The organism is Microtetraspora malaysiensis (assembly GCF_001528665.1).
In the GTDB taxonomy this organism is placed as follows: domain Bacteria; phylum Actinomycetota; class Actinomycetes; order Streptosporangiales; family Streptosporangiaceae; genus Microtetraspora_A; species Microtetraspora_A malaysiensis.
On the sequence record NZ_BBYJ01000016.1, the window covers coordinates 195,029 to 213,905 of the forward strand.

Annotated in this window: 15 protein-coding genes and 1 pseudogene; 8 read left to right on the plus strand and 8 right to left on the minus strand. The window is 71.1% G+C overall.

What is annotated here, in order from left to right; translation table 11 throughout:
* The first annotated feature begins 3 nt into the window (after positions 1–3).
* Complete coding sequence (locus tag AWQ71_RS21510; protein WP_067135937.1) at positions 4–2,154, plus strand: alkaline phosphatase family protein; 2,151 nt, start codon at positions 4–6, stop codon at positions 2,152–2,154.
* A 380-nt stretch (positions 2,155–2,534) separates the two neighbouring features.
* Here the strand turns inward: AWQ71_RS21510 and cysS are convergent, their stop codons facing one another.
* Both cysS and AWQ71_RS21520 read right to left on the minus strand, forming a co-directional pair.
* Positions 2,535–3,872 carry a cysteine--tRNA ligase gene (cysS, locus tag AWQ71_RS21515; RefSeq protein WP_067135939.1) on the minus strand — a complete coding sequence of 446 codons (1,338 nt, stop codon included), beginning with the start codon at positions 3,870–3,872 and terminating at the stop codon, positions 2,535–2,537.
* A gap of 124 nt (positions 3,873–3,996) precedes the next feature.
* A complete protein-coding gene (locus AWQ71_RS21520; RefSeq protein ID WP_067135941.1) occupies positions 3,997–4,281 on the minus strand; it encodes a hypothetical protein in 285 nt (94 codons plus the stop codon).
* 363 nt (positions 4,282–4,644) lie between these two features.
* Here AWQ71_RS21520 and AWQ71_RS21525 point away from each other — a divergent pair, with 363 nt between their 5' ends.
* The 3 genes and pseudogenes from AWQ71_RS21525 to AWQ71_RS44655 form a co-directional block, all read left to right on the plus strand.
* Positions 4,645–6,036, plus strand: coding sequence for a helix-turn-helix domain-containing protein (locus tag AWQ71_RS21525; RefSeq protein WP_245658401.1), 1,392 nt, complete (start codon positions 4,645–4,647; stop codon positions 6,034–6,036).
* Between the two features lie 179 nt (positions 6,037–6,215).
* On the plus strand, positions 6,216–7,067 hold the full coding sequence (locus tag AWQ71_RS21530; protein WP_245658399.1) for a phosphotransferase enzyme family protein: 852 nt from the start codon (positions 6,216–6,218) through the stop codon (positions 7,065–7,067).
* A 182-nt stretch (positions 7,068–7,249) separates the two neighbouring features.
* Positions 7,250–7,687 (plus strand): annotated as a pseudogene (locus AWQ71_RS44655) (DUF998 domain-containing protein); the annotation flags it as partial.
* 78 nt (positions 7,688–7,765) lie between these two features.
* Here the strand turns inward: AWQ71_RS44655 and AWQ71_RS43925 are convergent.
* The 4 genes from AWQ71_RS43925 to AWQ71_RS21555 form a co-directional block, all read right to left on the minus strand.
* A complete protein-coding gene (locus AWQ71_RS43925) occupies positions 7,766–8,800 on the minus strand; it encodes a hypothetical protein (protein ID WP_067135947.1) in 1,035 nt (344 codons plus the stop codon).
* Between the two features lie 157 nt (positions 8,801–8,957).
* The gene (locus AWQ71_RS21545; RefSeq protein ID WP_067136004.1) at positions 8,958–9,935 is read right to left on the minus strand and encodes a malate dehydrogenase; all 978 of its coding nucleotides are present in this window, start codon (positions 9,933–9,935) and stop codon (positions 8,958–8,960) included.
* Positions 9,936–9,972: 37 nt separating this feature from the next.
* Positions 9,973–10,743: an ABC transporter ATP-binding protein gene (locus AWQ71_RS21550; RefSeq protein WP_084259128.1), complete on the minus strand. Its 771-nt coding sequence runs from the start codon at positions 10,741–10,743 to the stop codon at positions 9,973–9,975.
* Positions 10,744–10,751: 8 nt separating this feature from the next.
* Complete coding sequence (locus tag AWQ71_RS21555) at positions 10,752–11,810, minus strand: ABC transporter permease (protein ID WP_084259122.1); 1,059 nt, start codon at positions 11,808–11,810, stop codon at positions 10,752–10,754.
* Positions 11,811–11,992: 182 nt separating this feature from the next.
* Between AWQ71_RS21555 and AWQ71_RS21560 the strand changes: the two genes are divergently transcribed.
* The 4 genes from AWQ71_RS21560 (at position 11,993) to AWQ71_RS21575 (ending at position 16,333) form a co-directional block, all read left to right on the plus strand.
* Positions 11,993–13,192, plus strand: coding sequence for a sensor histidine kinase (locus AWQ71_RS21560; protein WP_174550743.1), 1,200 nt, complete (start codon positions 11,993–11,995; stop codon positions 13,190–13,192).
* Complete coding sequence (locus AWQ71_RS21565; RefSeq protein ID WP_067135951.1) at positions 13,189–13,824, plus strand: response regulator; 636 nt, start codon at positions 13,189–13,191, stop codon at positions 13,822–13,824. Before AWQ71_RS21560 ends, AWQ71_RS21565 begins: the two co-directional genes overlap by 4 nt.
* Positions 13,825–13,855: 31 nt before the next feature.
* Positions 13,856–14,218 (plus strand): hypothetical protein, encoded by a 363-nt coding sequence (locus AWQ71_RS21570; protein WP_067136008.1) that lies wholly within the window; start codon positions 13,856–13,858, stop codon positions 14,216–14,218.
* A 270-nt stretch (positions 14,219–14,488) separates the two neighbouring features.
* Positions 14,489–16,333 carry a glycoside hydrolase family 6 protein gene (locus AWQ71_RS21575; protein WP_067135953.1) on the plus strand — a complete coding sequence of 615 codons (1,845 nt, stop codon included), beginning with the start codon at positions 14,489–14,491 and terminating at the stop codon, positions 16,331–16,333.
* A gap of 264 nt (positions 16,334–16,597) precedes the next feature.
* Here the strand turns inward: AWQ71_RS21575 and AWQ71_RS41790 are convergent, their stop codons facing one another.
* Complete coding sequence (locus AWQ71_RS41790; protein WP_157570472.1) at positions 16,598–16,762, minus strand: hypothetical protein; 165 nt, start codon at positions 16,760–16,762, stop codon at positions 16,598–16,600.
* 181 nt (positions 16,763–16,943) lie between these two features.
* The gene (locus tag AWQ71_RS21580; RefSeq protein ID WP_084259129.1) at positions 16,944–17,636 is read right to left on the minus strand and encodes a class I SAM-dependent methyltransferase; all 693 of its coding nucleotides are present in this window, start codon (positions 17,634–17,636) and stop codon (positions 16,944–16,946) included.
* Between the last annotated feature and the right edge of the window lie 1,241 nt (positions 17,637–18,877).

The window sequence follows — 18,877 nt, forward strand, 5'->3', positions numbered from 1 at the left end:
TTCATGCGCGCGATCCCCACCCTCATCCGGATGCTCGTCCTGCTGCTCACGGGCGTGGTGCCGGCCGGTGCGCTGCTCGCCGGTCCGGCGGGCGCGGCGCACGCGCAGACGTCCCCGGCCGCGCGCGTGGCCCTGATCGGCGTCCCCGGCCTGCGGTGGAGTGATCTCGGCCCAGAGGAGACGCCGAACCTGTGGCGGCTGGCGGGTGAGAGCGCGATCGGCTCGCTGTCCGTACGCACGATGGGGCCGGTGACCTGCCCGGCCGCGGGCTGGCTGACGATCTCGGCCGGCATCCGCACGACGGCGGGCGAACGGTGCCTCCCGGAGGCGCCGCGGGAGCAGGGGCAGGGGGCTCTCGTCACCCCGGACGCGTCCGGCGCGCACGCGGAGGGCGCCGGGCTGCTCGGGCAGGCGATTCACGACGCGGGCCTGTGTTCCGCCGCCGTCGGCCCGGGAGCGGCGCTGGCCCTGGCCGACCGCGCGGGCCGGGTGGACGCGTACGCCGCGACCGTCGCGGAGCTGCCCGCCGCCGAGTGGGGGCGCTGCCCGTTCCTCGCGATCGACGTGGACGCCGCGGTCCGGCCGTACCTGGCCTCCGGGACGCTCACGGACGAGCGGGACGTGCCCGCCGCGACCCGGGCCCAGGCCGTACGCGACGCCGACCGGGAGGTGGGCGAGGCGCTGGCGCGGATCCCGGCGGACGCGACGGTGCTCGTCGCGGGACTCGCCGACCACGACCGGACCCCGCACCTCAGGGTCGCGATGATGCGGACGCCGGAGACGGCGCGGACCGGCGGCGCGGGCGGGCTCCGGCTCGGCTCCGACTCCACCCACCGCGACGACATGGTCATCCTGCCGGACGTCACCGCCACCCTGCTCGCGGCCCGCGGCCTGGCCACGCCCGGCCTGGTGATGGGCCTGCCCTGGACGGTGACCGCCGGCCACCCCGGACCCGTGGCGGACGCGGCGCGGGAACTCGCCGCCGCGGACGTCGCCGGGCAGACCGTCCGCGACATGACGGCGGCCTTCTTCACCGCCTTCGCCGTCGCCCAGGTGCTCTTCTACGGGGTGGCGTACCTGATCCTGCGGCGCGGCGGCCCGCGCGGCCGGTCGGCGCTGCGCGCGGCCGCGCTCGCGCTGGCGGCGCTGCCGGTGTCCACGTACGTGGTCAACCTCTTCCCGTGGGTGGAGACCCCGTGGCCGGCGTTCACCATCGTGGCCGGCGCGCTGGCGATCGACGCGGTGGTCACGGCCGTTGCGCTCGCCGGACCGTGGCGGAGGACGGTCCTCGGCCCGGGCACCGTCGTGGCCGCGATCACCGGTGCGGTGCTCGTCGCCGACCTCGCGACCGGCACCACCCTCCAGCTCAACGGCGTCATGGGGTACACCGGCGTCGTCGGCGCGCGCTACTACGGGATGGGGAACATCCCGAACGCGCTGTTCGCCGCGTCCGCCCTGCTGTGCGCGGCGGCCGTCGCCCAGGCCCTGGTCGCGCGGGGCCGCCGCCGCGCCGCGGTCGCCGCGGTGCTCGCGATCGGCCTGGCCTGTGTCGCCGTCGAGGCGTGGCCCGGGGTGGGGAGCAAGTTCGGCGGCACCATCGGCTTCGTCTCGGCGACCGCCGTCACCGCCGTCCTGGTCGCGGGACGGCGGCTGTCCGCCGCCCGCCTGGCGGTGATCTGCGCGGGCGGCGCGGCCGTCGCGCTGACCGTCGCCTTCCTCGACCACCTGCGCCCGGAGGCCGACCAGACCCATCTGGGCCGCTTCATCGGGCAGGTGGCGCACGGCCAGGCGGTCGAGCAGATCCAGCAGAAGCTCGAGGCGATGCTGCGGACGTTCGGCAACCCGAACCTGATGCCGATCCTGGTCGCGGCGCTCGCGTTCCTGGTCTTCGCGCTGCGCAACCCGGGGAAGGTCACCGCCGGGGCGCTGCCGCTGGCGTTCGCCCGGGCCCCGATGTTGCGGGCGGGGCTGGCCGGCGCCCTGGTCAGCGGGGTGGTCGGCACCCTCGCCAGCGACTCCGGCGTCGCGGTGCTGTCGATGACCCTCGCGCTCGCGGTGCCGCTCGCGCTCGCCGCCGGGGTGCGGGCTCTCGAACTCGGTCCGGCGCCCTCGGGGGAGGCGGCGCACTCCCCATCCTCCACCGACGCCCGGTGAGCGGTCGCCGGTACGTCGCCGGAGGGGTGGTCCGTTCGCCGTCGGGGGCGTTCCCGTACGTGATCGAAGTCTGACTCAGAAGGGAAGGACGCGCCCGGAAGGGGTGCGCAGGTCGATGGGCTGGGGGCGCCTCGGCGGCCGAGGCCGCATGGTGATCTGGACTCTCTTCATTCCGGCCCTCCTTTTGGTTTCATGATTCCCAAGAACTCGTCAGGATCACCCACTCCTGGTCACTAGTAGGTATCGCATTGGAGACGCGGATGTCAGGACCCCCGCGTCAAGGACGTGGAGCGGCGGCCCGGGCGGGGCGGGGCGGGGCCCCGGCGTGCGCGTCGCCCGCGGCCGGGAGGTCGGCACGGTGGCCCGAAAACGGCGGAAAACTACGGGATAAGCGCGGATGTGCGGCGATTGTTGAGCGCGTTGTCGATCTTTCGCTGCATGATCATTGATCTTTCCCGGTCGCCTTCGGCGGCGGCGAGATTCCGCGCGATCCGGAGTACGGCTCTCGCGACGTCGTGAAGGCGCGTTTCCCTCGGCCGATCCTCCGCGAGCGGGTCGAGGCCGAGGACATTCAGCATCGCGCGCACCGAACCGCATTTCCGCGCGGCACTTTCATGATCGCCTGAATTGAGCGCCGCGTGGCCCTCGGCGACCGTCGCGTGCACGACCGACAACGCCCGGGGAAGGTTGAGGTCGGCGTCCATGGCGTCGCTGAACTGGGCGGGAAGATCGGCGGCGGGCTCCGCGCCGACCCGCAGCACGAACCTCTCCGTCCGGCGGTAGGCGGTCGCCGCCTCCTCGACCGCGCCGGTCGAGAATTCCAGCGGCGACCGGTAGTGGGCGGCGCAGAGGTAATAGCGCAACTCCATCGGGCGTACCCGGTCGAGCAGTGCGTCGACGGCGAGCGGATTGCGCGCGTGCTTCCTTATCTTCTCGCCCCGGTGGGTGACCGGGCCGTTGTGCACCCAGAATCGCGCGAACGAATCTCCGGCTGCCCGCGACTGGGCCAGCTCGTTCTCATGGTGCGGAAAAACAAGGTTCGCGCCGCCGCCATGGATGTCGAATTCGTGACCGAGATATTTCCGCGCCATTGCGGAGCATTCCAGATGCCATCCGGGTCGGCCGTCGCCCCAGGGGGTGTGCCAGACCGGCTCGCCCGGCTTCGCCCGCTTCCACAACGCGAAATCGCGCGGGTCGCGCTTTCCGCGTTCGTTCTCCTCTGTTATCCGAATGTTCTCCGGCTGTTGCCGGGAAAGTGCGCCGTAGTCGGGGTAGGAACCCACCTCGAAATAGACGTTCCCGTCCGACTCGTACGCGTGGCCCGCGGCGAGCAGCTGCTCCACGAGCTCGATCATCTCCGGGATGTGTCCGGTCGCCCGAGGCTCCACGCTGGGCGGAAGGCAGCCGAGCGTGGTGTAGGCACGGTCGAACGACCGGTACGCGGGATCGGCGATCCGCCACCACTGGATCCCCTCGGAAAGCGACCTTCCGATTATCTTGTCCTCGATGTCGGTGACGTTCCGGCAGAAAAGGACGCGATATCCGCGGTGCCGCAGCCAGCGGTGCAGGACGTCAAAATTCACCTGCGATCTGACCTGGCCGATATGAGGCGGCACGACCACGGTGGGGCCGCAGAGATAAATCGATGCCATTCCCGGAATTCGCGAGGAGAAATCCCGCACCGCGCGGCGGCGTGTATCGTAAAGGCGAAGACCCACCTAGCCCAGGGTAAGCGACTTATCCGCTCGCTGTCGACAGCACGGCAAAGCCCGCGCTCCGCACATCCTGAAATGTGGATAGTGCGGGCGGCCGAAGGGGGGAATAGCGGGTGACGCGGCCTCGCTATCGGCGGATCACGTGCAGCACGCTGGCGATGCGTTCGGCGGCGGTGACGACGTCGGAGGCGTGCCCGATGCGACCGGCCCACGACAGCCAGTACCACCACTCGCCGTCGTTGGTGTCCGAGGCGAGCACGTCCTCGGCCATGGTGGGCTCCATCGGGTTGATCACGCGCAGGCGCGGATTGAGTCCGGCCGGCGCGGTCAGCCGTACCTGGAAGGAGTGTGCCTCAAGCTGGGCGGCCAGCCGCTGAAGGTGGTCCATCGCCTCGCTGCGATCTGCCTTCATGGGGGTCTCTCCGGAGAACGTGGGGACCTATCTCCGGAAAGAGTGACTGCCCGGGGAACAGGCGGCAATCCGTCCCAATCCGCGAAACCGCGCAACAACCAGGGAACTCGCCGGATTTCCGTGGAACACCACCGGATCCCGGGCCACGAACCCATAACGGTACGGAGGGTTGTGTGCTGTCCCGTTAACCTGTGGGAAATATCCGTAACCAGGTGAGACCCCCCACACGCAGCGAAGGGCAGGACCATGGCCCGAGGAGAGCATTCCCCCGCGTGCGCTCGTGGCTGGCGCGAGCAGGCCGAGGCTCGGCGGTGGACCCCCTGGCAGACGGTGCAGGCCATCCACGGATGCTGCGGTGTGAGCATGCTCAAAGCCCACCGGCTGGCGCGCGGATGGTCGGCCAGGCAGGCGATCGAGGAGCTGGAGGACCTCTGCGAGCAGCACGGCCTCGGCCTGCCGAGGGCGAACATCGACCTGCTGAACGCCTGGGAGAACAACCGGGCCAGGCCGCGTCCCCAGACCATCGACCTGCTGGCCCGCCTGTACAAGGCCAACGCCGTACGGCTCGGCCTCGCGGCGGACTACTGCGAGGACACCGGGGGACCGAAGGTCGTCGTCGTGGCGCAGGGCCGGCCGGAGGAGGCGGTGCGGGCCGACGCCGGCCACAGGACCGATCGCAGCGCGGATTACCGCGCTGATTATCGGGCCGATCGCAGCGCGGATTACCGGGCCGACCACAGGGCCGACGACGCCAGGCGGCGGGCGCTCTTCCACCACGCGACGCTGATGGGCCGCCCGGACGGCCGGTTCTTCGCCGAGGTCGAGGGGACCAGGCACGACCTCGACCGGGCCCTCGCCATCGGCACCGTCACCGAGGACCAGCTCGACCGGCTGGACGAGCAGGTGCTGCGCCATCGCAGGGAGTACATGACCACCCCGCCGATGCCCATGCTCTGCCGGGTCATGCTGGAGATCGCCGACGTGCGCAAGCTGACGGTGATGCGGCAGCCGGCCTCGGCGCAGCGTCGCCTGCTCACCGCGACCACGATGCTCGCGCTGCTGTCCGCCGACGCGCTGATGAAGCTCGGCGACACGCGGCAGGCCCACGCCTGGTACGGCACCGCGCGTACGGCGTCCGACGACGTCGGCGACCTGCGGCTGCGCGCCCTGGTCCGGGCGCAGCAGACGATGCTGCTCTACTACTACGGCGACCTCAACGAGACGGTGCGGCTGGCGCGCGAGGCGCGGATGCTGGCCGGGTCGGCGCCGAGCTCGCCGGCGGCGCTCGCGGCCGCGGCCGAGGCCCGTGCCCTGGCCCGCATGGGCGACGGCAAGGCCGCCAGGACCGCCCTGGCCGAGGCCGAGCAGATCTTCGCGCGGATGCGCGGACTGCGGCAGGACGACCTGGCCTTCGTCTTCACCGAGAAGCGCATGGTGTTCTACCGCACCGGCACGCTGATCGAGCTGGGCGACGCGCAGCCGATCGAGGCGATCGACGCGTTCCCGCCCGGCTTCCAGACGATCGATCCCGCGCTGATCCTGCTGGACCAGGCGGCTCACCTGGCCAGGAACGGCGACCACGAGGAGGCGTGCCGGATCGCCGCCGAGGCGCTCAGCCAGGTCCCGGCCGAGCACCGCACCTCGATCGTGGTCACCCGGGCCAAGGCGCTGCTCGCCGACGCCGATCCGCGCCGGCCGGCCGTACGGCACCTGAGCCGGGTGCTCGCCGAGTCGTCGGCGCGGCTCGCCCTATGAGCCTGTCGCCGGGCCTGTCACCGGTTCCTTTCCCGGCCCCTTCGTCGGCTCCGCCTCCGGCCCCTTCATCGGCCTCTTCATCGGACCGGTCCGCGGGCCGGTCCGCGGACGGGGCGGCCGACGGGAGGCAGGAACGGACGCCGAGCCTGTCGGAGGAGGCGTTCGCCGTACTGCGGGACGTGTGCCTGCGGCTCGGCGTGGACGCCGAGGGGGCGCGGCTCATGCGGCTGCGCAGCAACGCGGTGTTCAAGCTGCGCGGCGACATGGTGGTGCGGATCGCCACCGCGCCGGACGCGCTGACCCGCCTCCCCGTGGTCCTCGCCGTCGCCCGGTGGCTGGCCGACCGGGGGTTCCCGACGGTTCGTCCCGTGGACGAGATCCCGGGCCAGCCGATCGTGCACGCGGGCCGCGCGGTGACCTTCTGGCGCTACGTACGCGCCCGGGGACGGCCGACCACCCACGAGCTGGGCCGGGTTCTGCGCAACCTGCACCGCGAGCCGGTGCCGCCGATGGCGCTGCGCCACCTGACCGACCCGCTCGCCGAGGTGCGGCACGCGGTCGAGCACCGGGCCGAGGTGCTGACCCCGGCGCAGCGCTCCTGGCTCAGCGACCGGATCGAGCACCTCACCGGGAGCTGGCAGGCGCTGGAGACCGGGCCGCCCGTGCTGCTGCACGGCGACGCGTGGATCGACAATCTGCTGCGCTGCCAGGACGGCCACGTCGTGCTGTGCGACTGGGACGGCGTCGCGGTCGGGCCGCGCGAGTGGGACCTGGTGCACACCTATCACGGGCAGCGCCGGTTCGGCCTGAGCGCCGCCGAGGTGGACGCCTTCGCCCATGCGTACGGCTCGGATCTGCGGCGCTGGCCCGGATACAGCACCCTGATGGAGGTCAGGGACATGTACGCGGTCGGCATCCACATCCGCAACGCCTCCGGCGACCCCTTCTCCCGCCAGGAGCTGCCCCGCCGCCTTGACTCGCTCACCCGCGGCGACGGCCACGCCCGGTGGTACATGGCGGCCACGGGCTGACACCCGCCCCTCGCCCGCCGGAGAACCCGGAGGGCCGACTCCGAGATCCCTAGGGGTGCCTCGGGGAAAGGTCGGGGACGCTTCCGGCCGATCTCCGATGGGACAGAGTCGATCTTCCCGCCAGAGTCGTGGTCATGGGCATCGTGGTGGGATATGTGGCAATCGTCGCCGGTTCGGCGGGAATGGTACTTCTGCACGTGGTCTCGGGGCTCAACCCGTTCCGGGACATGATCAGCGATTACGTGTTCACCCCGCACGGATGGCTGCTCGGCGTCTCGCTGTCGCTGCTCGCGACGGGGGCCGCGCTGCACGCCGTACGGCTCGCCCGGCTGGAGCGCCGGGGAGCGCTGCTGGTCGGCGGGTGGGCGGGCTGCATGCTGCTGGTCGCGGGCTTCCCCACCGACCGCCCTGGGATGTCCCTCTCGATGTCCGGTGAGATCCACCGGTACGCCGCGTTCGTGGCGTTCGTCTGCATGCCGCTGGCGGGGCTGCTCATCGCCCGGCGGACGGGCTCGCGGCCCGTCCGCGTCTTCAGCCAGATCGCGATCGGCTCGCTCCTCCTGGTGCTGGTGCCGTACGCGATCCGGACGCTGGGGCTGGACCCGGGGATGATGCCCGCGGGGCTCACCCAGCGGGTGACGGTCGTGTCCCAGGTCGGTGCGCTGCTCGCGATGGCGCTGCTGGCGGGCGCGCGCCTGTCACCCGCCGCAGGCCGCGAAGACGAACGCGTCCTTGGGCTTCGCGTAGGTGTCGCGCACCTTGCCGGCCCCGGTCTCGCTGTCGAACTGGCCGATCCACATGGTGTGCCCGCGGTCGACGTGCATCGTGACCTGGCGGTCGCCGGTCCAGTCGAGCATGTACGGCGTGCCGCCGGCGGGCAGCTTGACGCGGAGGCTGCGGACCATTCGGTCCTCGACCATGTCGTACAGCTTGAGCCGCGCCCCGCCGCCGGATCCGGTCACGACGGCGACGGTCCGGCCGTCCGAGGACAGCGCGTACGGGCTGTTGTTGACGACGACCTGGGGCGGCTCGACCCGGGACATCTCGCTCCCGGAGGCGTCGTAGGTGGCCAGCGTCCGGGTGTTCTCGTCGGTCACGATCTCGCCGAGGACGGTCGCGCCGTCGCCGCTGAGGGAGGCGTTCGCGAGGGTCTTGGGGAGGGTCGCGCCCTGACCCGGGTCTGACACGTCGTAGACGCGGTACGGCCGCCGCTCGCCGTCGGTGCCGTAGTAGCCGACGAGCAGCCGGCGGCCGTCCTGCGACAGGATGAGATCCATCGGCGCGGTCACGCTCCGCCCCTTGAGCTCGGGCATCACGTGGACGGCGCCGCCCATCTCGCGCACGACGAGGCGGTTGTCGCTCTTCCGGAAGTACGCCAGCGAGTGGCCGTCGCCGCTGACCGCGATGGGCGCCGCGGTGTCGGTGTAGGTCTTGCCCTTCGCGTCGCGCGGCCAGACGAGCGCGTCGGTGAAGGTGACGGTCTTCCCGCTGTGCATGGCGAGCCGCCACGGCCCACACGGGACCTGGCCGTACGTCTTGTCCCGGCACCCCTTGACCGAGACGTTCCTGATCGAGTCGTGCGCGTGCGCGGCGGGCCGGGCGCTCGCCGCGGCGGGCGATGCGGCGGCTCCGATGGCCCCCGTCGTCCCCAGGGCACCGATGGCACCGATGGCGAGGGCGGTGATCGCGCTGCGGACCGGCACCCGTGCGGCCGGCCGGGTCGTCGTCGTCATTGGACTCCCCTTTCTCCCCATCGTTAGACCGACGGGAGGAGTGCCCGGTTGGTCACGACTCCGCATCAACTGCCGTGCCGACACCGCGCCGATGCGAAGACCCCCGCCGCGTGTGGTCACACACGCGACGGGGGTCCCTGCGGCGTCCGAGACGGCGTCAGATGAGGCCGAGCTCCTTGACGGCGTCGCGCTCCTCGACGAGCTCCTGGACCGAGGCGTCGATGCGCCCACGGGAGAACGCGTCGATCTCCAGGCCCTGGACGATCTCCCACTTGCCGTTCTTCGAGACGACCGGGAAGGAGGAGATGAGGCCCTCGGGCACGCCGTACGAGCCGTCGGACGGGATCGCGGCCGAGGTCCAGTCGCCCTCAGGGGTGCCGTTGACCCAGTCGTGGACGTGGTCGATCGCGGCGTTGGCGGCGGAGGCGGCCGAGGACGCGCCCCGGGCCTCGATGATCGCGGCGCCGCGCTTGGCGACGGTCGGGATGAACGTGTCGCGCAGCCACGCCTCCTCGACCAGCTCGGCCGCGACCTTCCCGGCGACCTCGGTGTGGTAGAGGTCGGGGTACTGCGTGGCGGAGTGGTTGCCCCAGATCGTCATCTTCTTGATCTCGGTGATCGGGACGTTCAGCTTGGCGCCGAGCTGCGAGAGCGCGCGGTTGTGGTCCAGGCGGGTCATCGCGGTGAACCGCTCGGCCGGGACGTCGGGCGCGGCCGACTGCGCGATGAGGGAGTTGGTGTTCGCCGGGTTGCCCACGACGAGCACGCGGATGTCGTCCGCGGCGTGGTCGTTGATGGCCCGGCCCTGCGGGCCGAAGATGCCGCCGTTGGCCTGGAGGAGGTCGCCGCGCTCCATGCCCGCGGTGCGGGGGCGGGCGCCCACCAGCAGCGCCACGTTGGCACCGTCGAAGGCCTTGTTGGGGTCATCGGAGATCTCGATGCCGCGCAGCAGCGGGAACGCGCAGTCGTCCAGCTCCATCGCGGTGCCCTCGGCGGCCTTCAGCGCCGGAGTGATCTCCAGCAGGCTCAGCTTCACCGGGGTGTCCGGGCCCAGGAGCTGGCCCGAAGCGATGCGGAAGAGCAGCGCGTAACCGATCTGGCCGGCCGCGCCGGTGACGGTCACTTTGACGGTCATGACGATCCCCATTCGCGATAGGTGTGACCTCCGGATGCTACTCGCCCACCCCCTTGGGGGCCGCGAGCAGGTCGGTGTTGGTCCTCCGTCCACCCTCCGGCAGCCCTCCCGGCCGTTCTCCCGGCAGTCCTCCCGGCCGTTCTCCCGACAGCTTCGCGTCCGCCATCGTGAGCACCCGGTCCACCAGCGGAAGCGCGGCGAGGTCGTGCGTGACCATCACGGTGGCCAGACCGTTCTCCCGGGTGAGGCCGGCCAGCAGCGAGACGATCCGCGTGCCGCGCTCGTGGTCGAGCGCGCTGGTGGGCTCGTCCACCAGCAGCACCTCGGGCCGGTTCATCAACGCGCGGGCGATGTTGACGCGCTGCCGCTCGCCGCCCGACAACTGGTGCGGCCGCTTGTGCTCCTTGTCCGCCATGTCCACCGCGACGAGCAGCTCCCGTGCCCGTGCGGCGGCCGCACGCGGGGAGGCACCGGAGATGTGCGCCATGACCAGGAGCTGTTCGAGCGCGGTGAGCGAGGCGAGCAGGTTGGACTGCTGGAACACCACGCCGATGTGATCGCGGCGGATCCGGGTCCGGACGGCCTCCGGCGCGTCGGAGACGTCGTGCCCGGCCACGGTCACCCGCCCGGAACCTGGGGTGAGAAGCATGGCGGCCACGGCCAGCAGGCTGGACTTGCCCGAACCCGAGGGGCCGACCACGGCGGCGAACTCGCCTCGTGCGACGTCCAGATCGACGTGGTCGAGCGCGGTCAGGGTGCGGTCGCCGTCGGGGTAGGTGAGGACGACGTCGTCGAGGCGGAGGGGCATCGGGAGGGTCATCGGGAGGCTCCGAGCGCGGTCAGCGGGTCGACAGAGGTGATCTTGCGGATGGCCAGGGCGGCGCCGGCGGCGCCGAGCAGGATCATCACGGCCACGGGAACGGCCGTGGTGGCGGCGGACAGGACGAACGGGACCGCGTCTCCGGCCAGGGCCCCGGCGCCCGCGCCGAGCGCTCCGCCGATCCCCGCGCCCAGCAGCAGCACGATGACGGCCTGGGCGAGCGCGTCGCGCAACAGATAGCCCGTGCTCGCGCCGAGCGCCTTCAGCACGGCGACGTCCCCGCGGCGCTGGATCGTCCACACGGTGAAGAACGCGCCGATGACCAGCGCCGAGATCGCGAACAGGAATCCCCGCATGAGCTGCAGTGAGCCGTTCTCGGACGAGTAGGAGCCGATGGCGGCGGGCGCGTCGTCCCGGTCCACGGTGGTGGTGCCGAGGCGCGCGTCGGCGCCGGAGAGGTCCGGATCCCCCGAGGTGCGCAGGGCGATCACCGTGGCGACGGCGTCCTGCCCGGCGGTCCGCTGCCAGTCGCCGATGCTGATCCAGGCCACGGGGGCGTGGCTGTACGAGGCGCTCCCCGCGGTCGCCGAGACGGTGAAGTCCTGCCCGAAGATCCGCACCGTGGTGTGTTCCCCGTCCGGGTTCCCGCCCGGTTCCCCGGCCAGTTCCTCGGCCAGGCCGGAGGAGAGGACGATCTCGCCGTCCCGGACGTTCTCGACCCCGAAGACGGCGGCGCTCGTGCCCCGCTCGCCGGAGGCGACGCGGCCCATGGAGATCCCGAGCCGCTCGGCGGTGGAGACGCCCGGGACCCGCTGCCATTCCCGCCACATCGAGTCGGTGACGCGGCTGTCGGAGAACGAGGGCTTGGGGTCCCCGGAGGTGGCGAAGACGATGCGGTCCGCGGGCAACTCCGTGATCGCGGAGATGTTCTCCCTGGCGAGCCCGGCGGTCAGCCCGGACAGCATCGTCACGAGCAGGGTGATGAGCAGGACGACGGCCCCCATCAGGGCGAATCGTCCCTTCGCGAAGCGTAGATCTCGCAGTGCCACGAACACGGCGCGTGTCTCCCCGGCGGTGGTCTGGTGGTTCGGTCTCTCGGTCGGTGTCCAGCCTGGGACGGGGAGCGGGTCCGGCGCGTCGTGAGGACGAGCGGCCGCGGGTCCTCCCTTGGATGACCCGGAATACACCTTTCGGACGACACGGAACCGGACCGGCCGTGACTTACGCTGAGTGCGACATGATGGACTTTCCGTTCCCTCCGGCGTTGCGGCTGCTCAGGTGGGCCATCCACGGCACGTTCGCGGTGCTGCTCGTGCTCGCCGTCGTGCAGGAGAGCCGCACGGTCGTGGCGGCGGGCGGCGTCCTGCTCGGCCTCTTCTACGGGGCGGCGTTGATCGTCGAGTCGCGGCTGCCCGACTTCGGGGGGCGCCTCCACCTGCTCCTCGGCCGGATCTGGCTGCTGCTGGTGACCCTGGCGTGGGCGGCCCTCGCATTGGCGTCGCCGGGTTTCGTCTGGCTGGCCTTTCCGCTGTTCTTCGCCTATCTCCACCTGCTGCGCCTGCCGGCGGCCGTACCCGGCGTCGTCGTGCTGACCGCGGCCGCCGTCGCGGCGTCGAGCTGGCACGCGGGCGGGCTGACCCCGCCCCAGGTCATCGGCCCGGCGATCGGCGCGGTTGTGGCGACGCTCATGGCGCTGGTCTACAAGGCGCTCTACCACGAGAGCGAGCAGCGCAGACTCCTGATCGACGACCTGGTCCGTACGCGCGAGAAGCTGGTGCGCGCCGAGAGCGACGCCGCCAGGCTGGCCGAGCGGGAGCGCCTGGCCCACGAGATCCACGACACCCTCGCGCAGGGCATGTCGAGCATCGTCCTGCTGCTCCGGGCCGCCCGGCGCGATCTCGCCACACGGCCGGAGAGCGCGGAGGAGCGGGTGCTGGAGGCCGAGCGCGCCGCGGCGGAGAACCTGGAGGAGGCGCGCAACTTCGTGCGCGCCCTGGCGCCGCCCGCCCTGCAGCACTCCTCTCTCGCCGCCGCGCTGCGCAGGATCAGCGACTCGGCCGCGGCACGGACGTCGACGCGGGTGCGGTTCGAGGTGTCCGGTGATCCGGTCGAGCTGCCTCCCGCCTACGACCTGACTCTGCTGCGGGTCGCCCAGGGCGCGTTGGGCAACGTCAGCCGCCACTCGGGCGCGGACAACGCGGGAGTGACCCTCACCTACCTGGACGACGCGATCGTTCTGGATGTGTTCGACGACGGATGCGGATTCGACCCGGCCGATCCGGCGCGTACGCCCGAGGACGGCCCGGGCACCGGGTACGGCCTGCGCGTCATGCGGGAGCGCGCCCGCGCGCTCGGCGGCGCCCTCACCGTGGAGTCCGCGCCGGGCGAGGGGACGGCCATGGCGATGACGCTTCCGTTGCCCGGGGGCGACCGATGAGCGCCGCGATCCGGATCCTGCTGGTGGACGACCACCCCGTGGTCCGTTCGGGCATCCGGGCGATGCTGCTCGGCCAGCCGGACTTCGCGCTCGTGGGCGAGGCCGCCACCGGCGAGGACGGCGTCACGGAGGCGGTGCGGCTGCGGCCGGACGTCGTGCTGATGGATCTACGGCTCGGCCCCGGAATCCACGGCAGCGAGGCCACCCGGCAGATCGTCGCGGGCGACGGCGCGCCCAGGGTCCTGGTGCTCACCACGTTCGACACCGACGCCGACATCCTCACGGCCATCGAGGCGGGCGCGACCGGCTACCTGCTCAAGGACGCGCCCTCCGAGGACCTGCACGCGGCGATCAGGTCGGCCGCGAGCGGGGCGAGCGCGCTCGCGCCGAGCGTCGCGTCCCGGCTGCTCGGCCGCGTACGCGCACCTGAGGGCACGCTGAGCCCCCGCGAGCTGGAGGTGCTCGGCCACGTGGCGGAGGGCCTGTCCAACCGGCAGATCAGCAAGCGGATGTTCCTCAGCGAGACGACCGTCAAGACGCATCTCGTGCGCGTCTATGCCAAGCTCGGCGTCGACTCCCGCACGGCGGCGGTCGCGGTCGCCACCCGTCGTGGGCTCATCCGCCCGTCCTGATGATGTTTGCCCGTTATGCGAAGCTGTGCTGATGAACTCCCGTCCCCCGGAACCCGTGCTCGGCCCTCCACTGCGCTTTGCGACGGAACTGGTCGCCTGGGTGGCCACGCCGTGGGCGCTATGGGGCCACTCGGCGGTGCTCGCGGTCGTGTCGGTGGTGGTGTTGATCGGGCTTCCCACGGTGTTCTCCACGCCCGGAGACAAGGCGCAGGTGGTCGTCCCGGTGCCGGGTCCGGTCACGATCGCGCTCGTGCTGCTGCAGTTCGCGGCCGCGCTCGCCTCGTCGTGGACGGCCTGGCATCCGCTGGCGGGCGCGCTGGTCACGGTGCTGGTGGCCGCCGCGGCCGTCGCTGAGCTGCCCCGCTGGAAGTGGCTGCTGACCGTACGCGGATGACACCGCCCGGCGGTCGGTGTGGCCGACGCCAAGCGAGCGAGTAACGCACGGGCCGACCGTACGTTTGGTTGAAAGTTTCAGGATGTCGCGGACGCGTCCACGGGCCCCGGCCGGGGCGGACGCGCTGCTCGCGGGTGTGGCGCCCGCGCTCCAGCCCGCATGCGGCGGCCGTCGTGCTTGACCGGTTTCTGTACGGGGGAGCGCGCCCTGCCTATGGTCGGTGGGAGCGCTCCCAAGCGCAGTGACCATGTCGCCAGGAGGACCCCCGCAATGAGATTCACCCCCCGATCCGGAGCGGCGCGCTCCCTGGTACGGCGCGGCCTCGTCGCCGTGTCCGTGCTCGCGCTCGGCTCCACGATGGCTGTGGCCGCCGCCACGTCGGCGAGCGCCGCCGTCGCGTGCAGCGTCACGTACTCGACGAACGAATGGACGTCGGGCCCCGGCAACGGCGGCTTCACGGCCAACCTCACGATCACGAACGTGGGCGACGCGGTCGATGGCTGGACCTTCGCCTTCACGTTCCCGAACTCCGGTCAGAAGGTGACCCTGCCCGGCTGGAGCGCCAACTGGTCGCAGAGTGGCACGAAGGTGACCGCCACCAACCTGGACTGGAACAAGAGCCTCGCCCCGGGTGCTTCGACCAGCATCGGCTTCAACGGCACCTGGTCGGGGAGCAACCCCACGCCTCCGTCGTTCTCGCTCAACGGCGTGACCTGCAACGGCACCTCGTCGCCGAGCCCGAGCGCCTCGCCGTCCGCGTCTCCGTCGGCCAGCCCCTCGGCGTCGCCGTCCGCTTCTCCCTCGTCCTCACCCTCGCCCTCGCCGAGCGCGTCGCCCAGCGCCCCGCCCGGCAGCCATGTGGACAACCCGTACGCCGGGGCGACCGGGTACGTGAACCCGGACTGGTCGGCGAAGGCCGCGTCCGAGCCGGGCGGTTCGAAGGTCGCCAACGTCTCGACCGCCGTCTGGCTGGACCGGATCGCCGCCATCACCTCGGGCTCCGCGGGCGACAACCACATGGGCCTGCGCGATCACCTGGACGAGGCCGTGCGGCAGGACGCGGCGAACGGCAGCGCGCCGCTGACGGTCGAGGTCGTGATCTACAACCTGCCCAACCGCGACTGCTCGGCGCTCGCCTCCAACGGTGAGCTGCTGATCGCAGAGAACGGTCTAAACAGGTACAAGACCGAGTACATCGACCCGATCGCGGCCATCATGGCGGATCCGAAGTACAAGAACCTGCGCATCGTGTCGATCGTCGAGATCGACTCGCTGCCGAACCTGATCACCAACCTCAACGTCGCCAAGTGCTCCGAGGCCAAGTCGACCGGTGCGTACGTCCAGGGTGTCCAGTACGCCCTGAACAAGCTGCACGCGATCTCCAACGTCTACACGTACGTGGACGCCGGGCACCACGGATGGCTGGGCTGGGACACCAACCTCGGTCCTTCCGCCGACCTGTTCGCTGAGACCGCCCGCGGCACCACCGCCGGCTACGCGAGTGTGGACGGCTTCATCACCAACACCGCCAACTACTCCGCGCTGACCGAGCCGTACTACACCATCGACACCAAGGTCAACGGCACCAGCGTCCGCCAGTCCAGGTGGGTGGACTGGAACCAGTACGTGGACGAGCTGTCCTACGCCCAGGCGTTCCGCAACACGCTGATCTCGAAGGGTTTCCCGTCCACGCTCGGCATGCTCATCGACACCTCGCGCAACGGTTGGGGTGGCACCGCGCGTCCGGCCAGGGCGAGCACCTCGACCGACGTGAACACCTTCGTCGACGAGTCCCGCATCGACCGCAGGATCCACGCCGGCAACTGGTGCAACCAGAGTGGCGCCGGCCTCGGCGAGCGTCCGAAGGCCAATCCGGCCGCCGGCCTCGACGCCTACGTCTGGATCAAGCCGCCGGGCGAGTCCGACGGCTCCAGCTCGGCGATCCCGAACGACGAGGGCAAGGGCTTCGACCAGATGTGCGACCCCACCTACAGAGGCAACGAGCGCAACGGCAACAACCTGACCGGCGCGCTGGCCAACGCTCCCGTCTCGGGTCACTGGTTCTCGTCCCAGTTCCAGGAGCTGCTCAGGAACGCCTACCCGCCCCTCTCATGAGCCCCGTTTGAGCCCCGTTTGAGGCGCTTCCGAGGCGCATGCGAGGCGCATGCGAGGCGTGCCTGAGGGCGTGTCACATCCAGCGGGCCCTGCCGGTTCTCCGGCGGGGCCCGCACCCTTGCGCGTGACCGCGGTCCACGCCGCCCGCGGCCCGGTCCTACGCACCCATGGCCTGGCTGCAGGCGCCCGGGGCCCGCCGCTTCAGGCACGTGGCCTGGCCGTACGGACACCCGGCCTCGTGCGGGCGCGCGGACCCGAAGAGTCTCAGTGCCGGTGCGAGCCGGTGTTCTTCACGATGAGCGTGACGCCCAGAACGATCGCGCCGATGATGAGGATCCACTTCAGGGCGCTGAAGACCAGGCCGACGATGGAGCCGATGAGGAAGAGGCCGACCACGACGAGCGCGGCGATCAGAAGAATGCGTCCCATGCCTCGAACGCTATGCCGTCCCGGTTCGGAATTCGCCCGGTCAAAGGGAACTTCAGGGACAACTCAGGGGATGCCCGGGGGCATCTCAGGGGCAAGCTTCGCTCAGGTGGCCCAGCGGTGTACGGCTCTGTGACGGCTCTGTGACGGTTCTGCCGTGGTGGCTGTTGTGGTGGCTGCCGGGTCAGCCGCCTTGCGGCACCGCGCGTACCCATCCCCGGTCTTCCGCCAGGAAGCCGGACATGGTCAGCCCCGCCGCGTCGAGCTCGGCCGCGAGGAAGTCGTCCTCGAGGCGCCTGCTCACGAAGGTGTGGGTCCATCGCCGGTCGCCGACCGTGTACTCCATGGTGGCGTTGAGAAGGTGGGGTTCCGGCCGCTCGACATGCGTCAACCGCATGACGTGGCCGTCCCCGACGACCCGTTCGACAACGGCGACGGTGTCGTACCACTCCGGCAGCTTGCGCTGGAGAATCACGCATCCGTCGTCGGCCACGTGATCGCGGCAGGTGCGAAGGAACGCCCGGCGGAGTTCGTCGTCGGCCGTCTCGATCACGAAGGACATGAGCAGGACGACGTCGAACTTGCGCGGAAGCGACAGCGTCTGGATGGGGGACCGAACTGTCTCGGCTCCCTTGATGTGGGCGAGCATCTCGGGCGACTCGTCCACCGCGACCACCTCGTGCCCAAGTGCCAGGAGGGGGTGGGTGATCCGCCCTGCCCCCGAGCCCAGTTCAAGGATCGAGGCCGCCTCGGGGATCGCCGCGTGGACGAATTCGGGCTCGCCGTTCGGCGTCAACATCGCGTAGTAGTCAACGGCGCAGCCGTCTGGCGTGATCGTCCCGGGCCCGGTGCCGTGGTTCAGCGGTTGCGAAGTCATGGTCATCATCCTGGAGGACGGATTCCGAATCTGGCGCCTCCCGTACGGAGCACCTTTGTGCCTCGACCTGTCTCATGCCACGCCCGCCTATCTCATGCCGCGCCCGCGGTTCCGCTTTCTCATGCCGCGCCCGCGTCGTGGGCGGCGGCCCTCCGCTGTCGAAGGTCGGCGACGCATCGGTCGTCCTGATGCGTTCCTTGGCATCCCGGCGCCACCGCTGACCGGCTGACTCGGCTCTCACGGCCGTGGACGGTCCTGCACGAGGTCCGACATGCGCACCGGGCATCGGGTGCGGACGGCGGGTACTGGATGTGGGCACCGGTACGGGGTGCTGACGCCGGGCGTGGTCACCGGCATTGGCGGCGGCAGGCGTGGGCGCCGGGCATTGGCGGTGGGCGTGGGCGCCAACGGCAGACGTGGGTACCAGGCATTGGCGGCGGGACTGGTACCAGCGGCGGTGGGCGTGGGCATCGGCACGGGCACGGGCACGAGCACTGGCGCCGGCGGGCATGGGCACCGGCGGGCATGGGCACTGGCGGCGGTACGGGTGCTGACGCCGGGCCCTGGTCCGATATTTCCTGAAATTTGATATCGATATTCGCCTCGAAATTCTTTGCGAATTTGGCTTGATTAGCGCCGCCGCCTTTGGCATTATTCACACAGGCGTTCTAATCGTGATCGGGGGTGGGCATGGCTCAGCTGTTCGAGCCCGCCGGGTTCTTTCCTGATGAACTACCGGGTCGCGACGAGTCCCGCCCTTGTGATGCTGACTGGTGGGAGCGCGCCACAACCCCCGGGCCAGCCCAAACGGGCGAAACGCCCCGTAGTGCCGCCATATTTACGATTGGCGACTTTCTCCCCGATTCGGCGAAAGGAAGCCATTCAACGGCGAATAGCGCGACCTCGACAAAAACGGTGCCTCCTTTCCTTGGTCGCCTGGGTTCGGACGCGGCTTCGGTAAAACTGCCGGTGGAGGCGGAATCGCCGGCGGGTGAGTCGGTGGGTGAGTCGGTTCCGGTGTCCGAGGCTCACCCCCCGACCGCGTCAGGCGACGGTGACCAGTCCCCCCGCGCAGCTTCCGACCCCGACCCGTCCGACGCGGACCCGTCCGCCGTGGACGCCGACGCGGACCCGTTCTCTGCCGGGTCTGCGTCCATGGCCGGGTCTGGAACCTTCGAGCGGGAAGGGCTCACTCCTGGCGATGACGCTTCCCCCGCGGGTCGGGTGTCGTGGCCGTTGGT

Coding starts and splice junctions, on each gene's coding strand:
- AWQ71_RS21570 (WP_067136008.1), top strand. CDS start 13,856: ATGAACTCCCGTCCCCCGGAACCCGTGCTCGGCCCTCCACTGCGCTTT.
- AWQ71_RS21520 (WP_067135941.1), bottom strand. CDS start 4,281: ATGAAGGCAGATCGCAGCGAGGCGATGGACCACCTTCAGCGGCTGGCC.
- AWQ71_RS21525 (WP_245658401.1), top strand. CDS start 4,645: ATGCTCAAAGCCCACCGGCTGGCGCGCGGATGGTCGGCCAGGCAGGCG.
- AWQ71_RS21565 (WP_067135951.1), top strand. CDS start 13,189: ATGAGCGCCGCGATCCGGATCCTGCTGGTGGACGACCACCCCGTGGTC.
- AWQ71_RS21510 (WP_067135937.1), top strand. CDS start 4: ATGCGCGCGATCCCCACCCTCATCCGGATGCTCGTCCTGCTGCTCACG.
- AWQ71_RS41790 (WP_157570472.1), bottom strand. CDS start 16,762: ATGGGACGCATTCTTCTGATCGCCGCGCTCGTCGTGGTCGGCCTCTTC.
- AWQ71_RS21560 (WP_174550743.1), top strand. CDS start 11,993: ATGATGGACTTTCCGTTCCCTCCGGCGTTGCGGCTGCTCAGGTGGGCC.
- AWQ71_RS21575 (WP_067135953.1), top strand. CDS start 14,489: ATGAGATTCACCCCCCGATCCGGAGCGGCGCGCTCCCTGGTACGGCGC.
- AWQ71_RS21545 (WP_067136004.1), bottom strand. CDS start 9,935: ATGACCGTCAAAGTGACCGTCACCGGCGCGGCCGGCCAGATCGGTTAC.
- AWQ71_RS43925 (WP_067135947.1), bottom strand. CDS start 8,800: ATGACGACGACGACCCGGCCGGCCGCACGGGTGCCGGTCCGCAGCGCG.
- AWQ71_RS21550 (WP_084259128.1), bottom strand. CDS start 10,743: ATGCCCCTCCGCCTCGACGACGTCGTCCTCACCTACCCCGACGGCGAC.
- AWQ71_RS21580 (WP_084259129.1), bottom strand. CDS start 17,636: ATGACTTCGCAACCGCTGAACCACGGCACCGGGCCCGGGACGATCACG.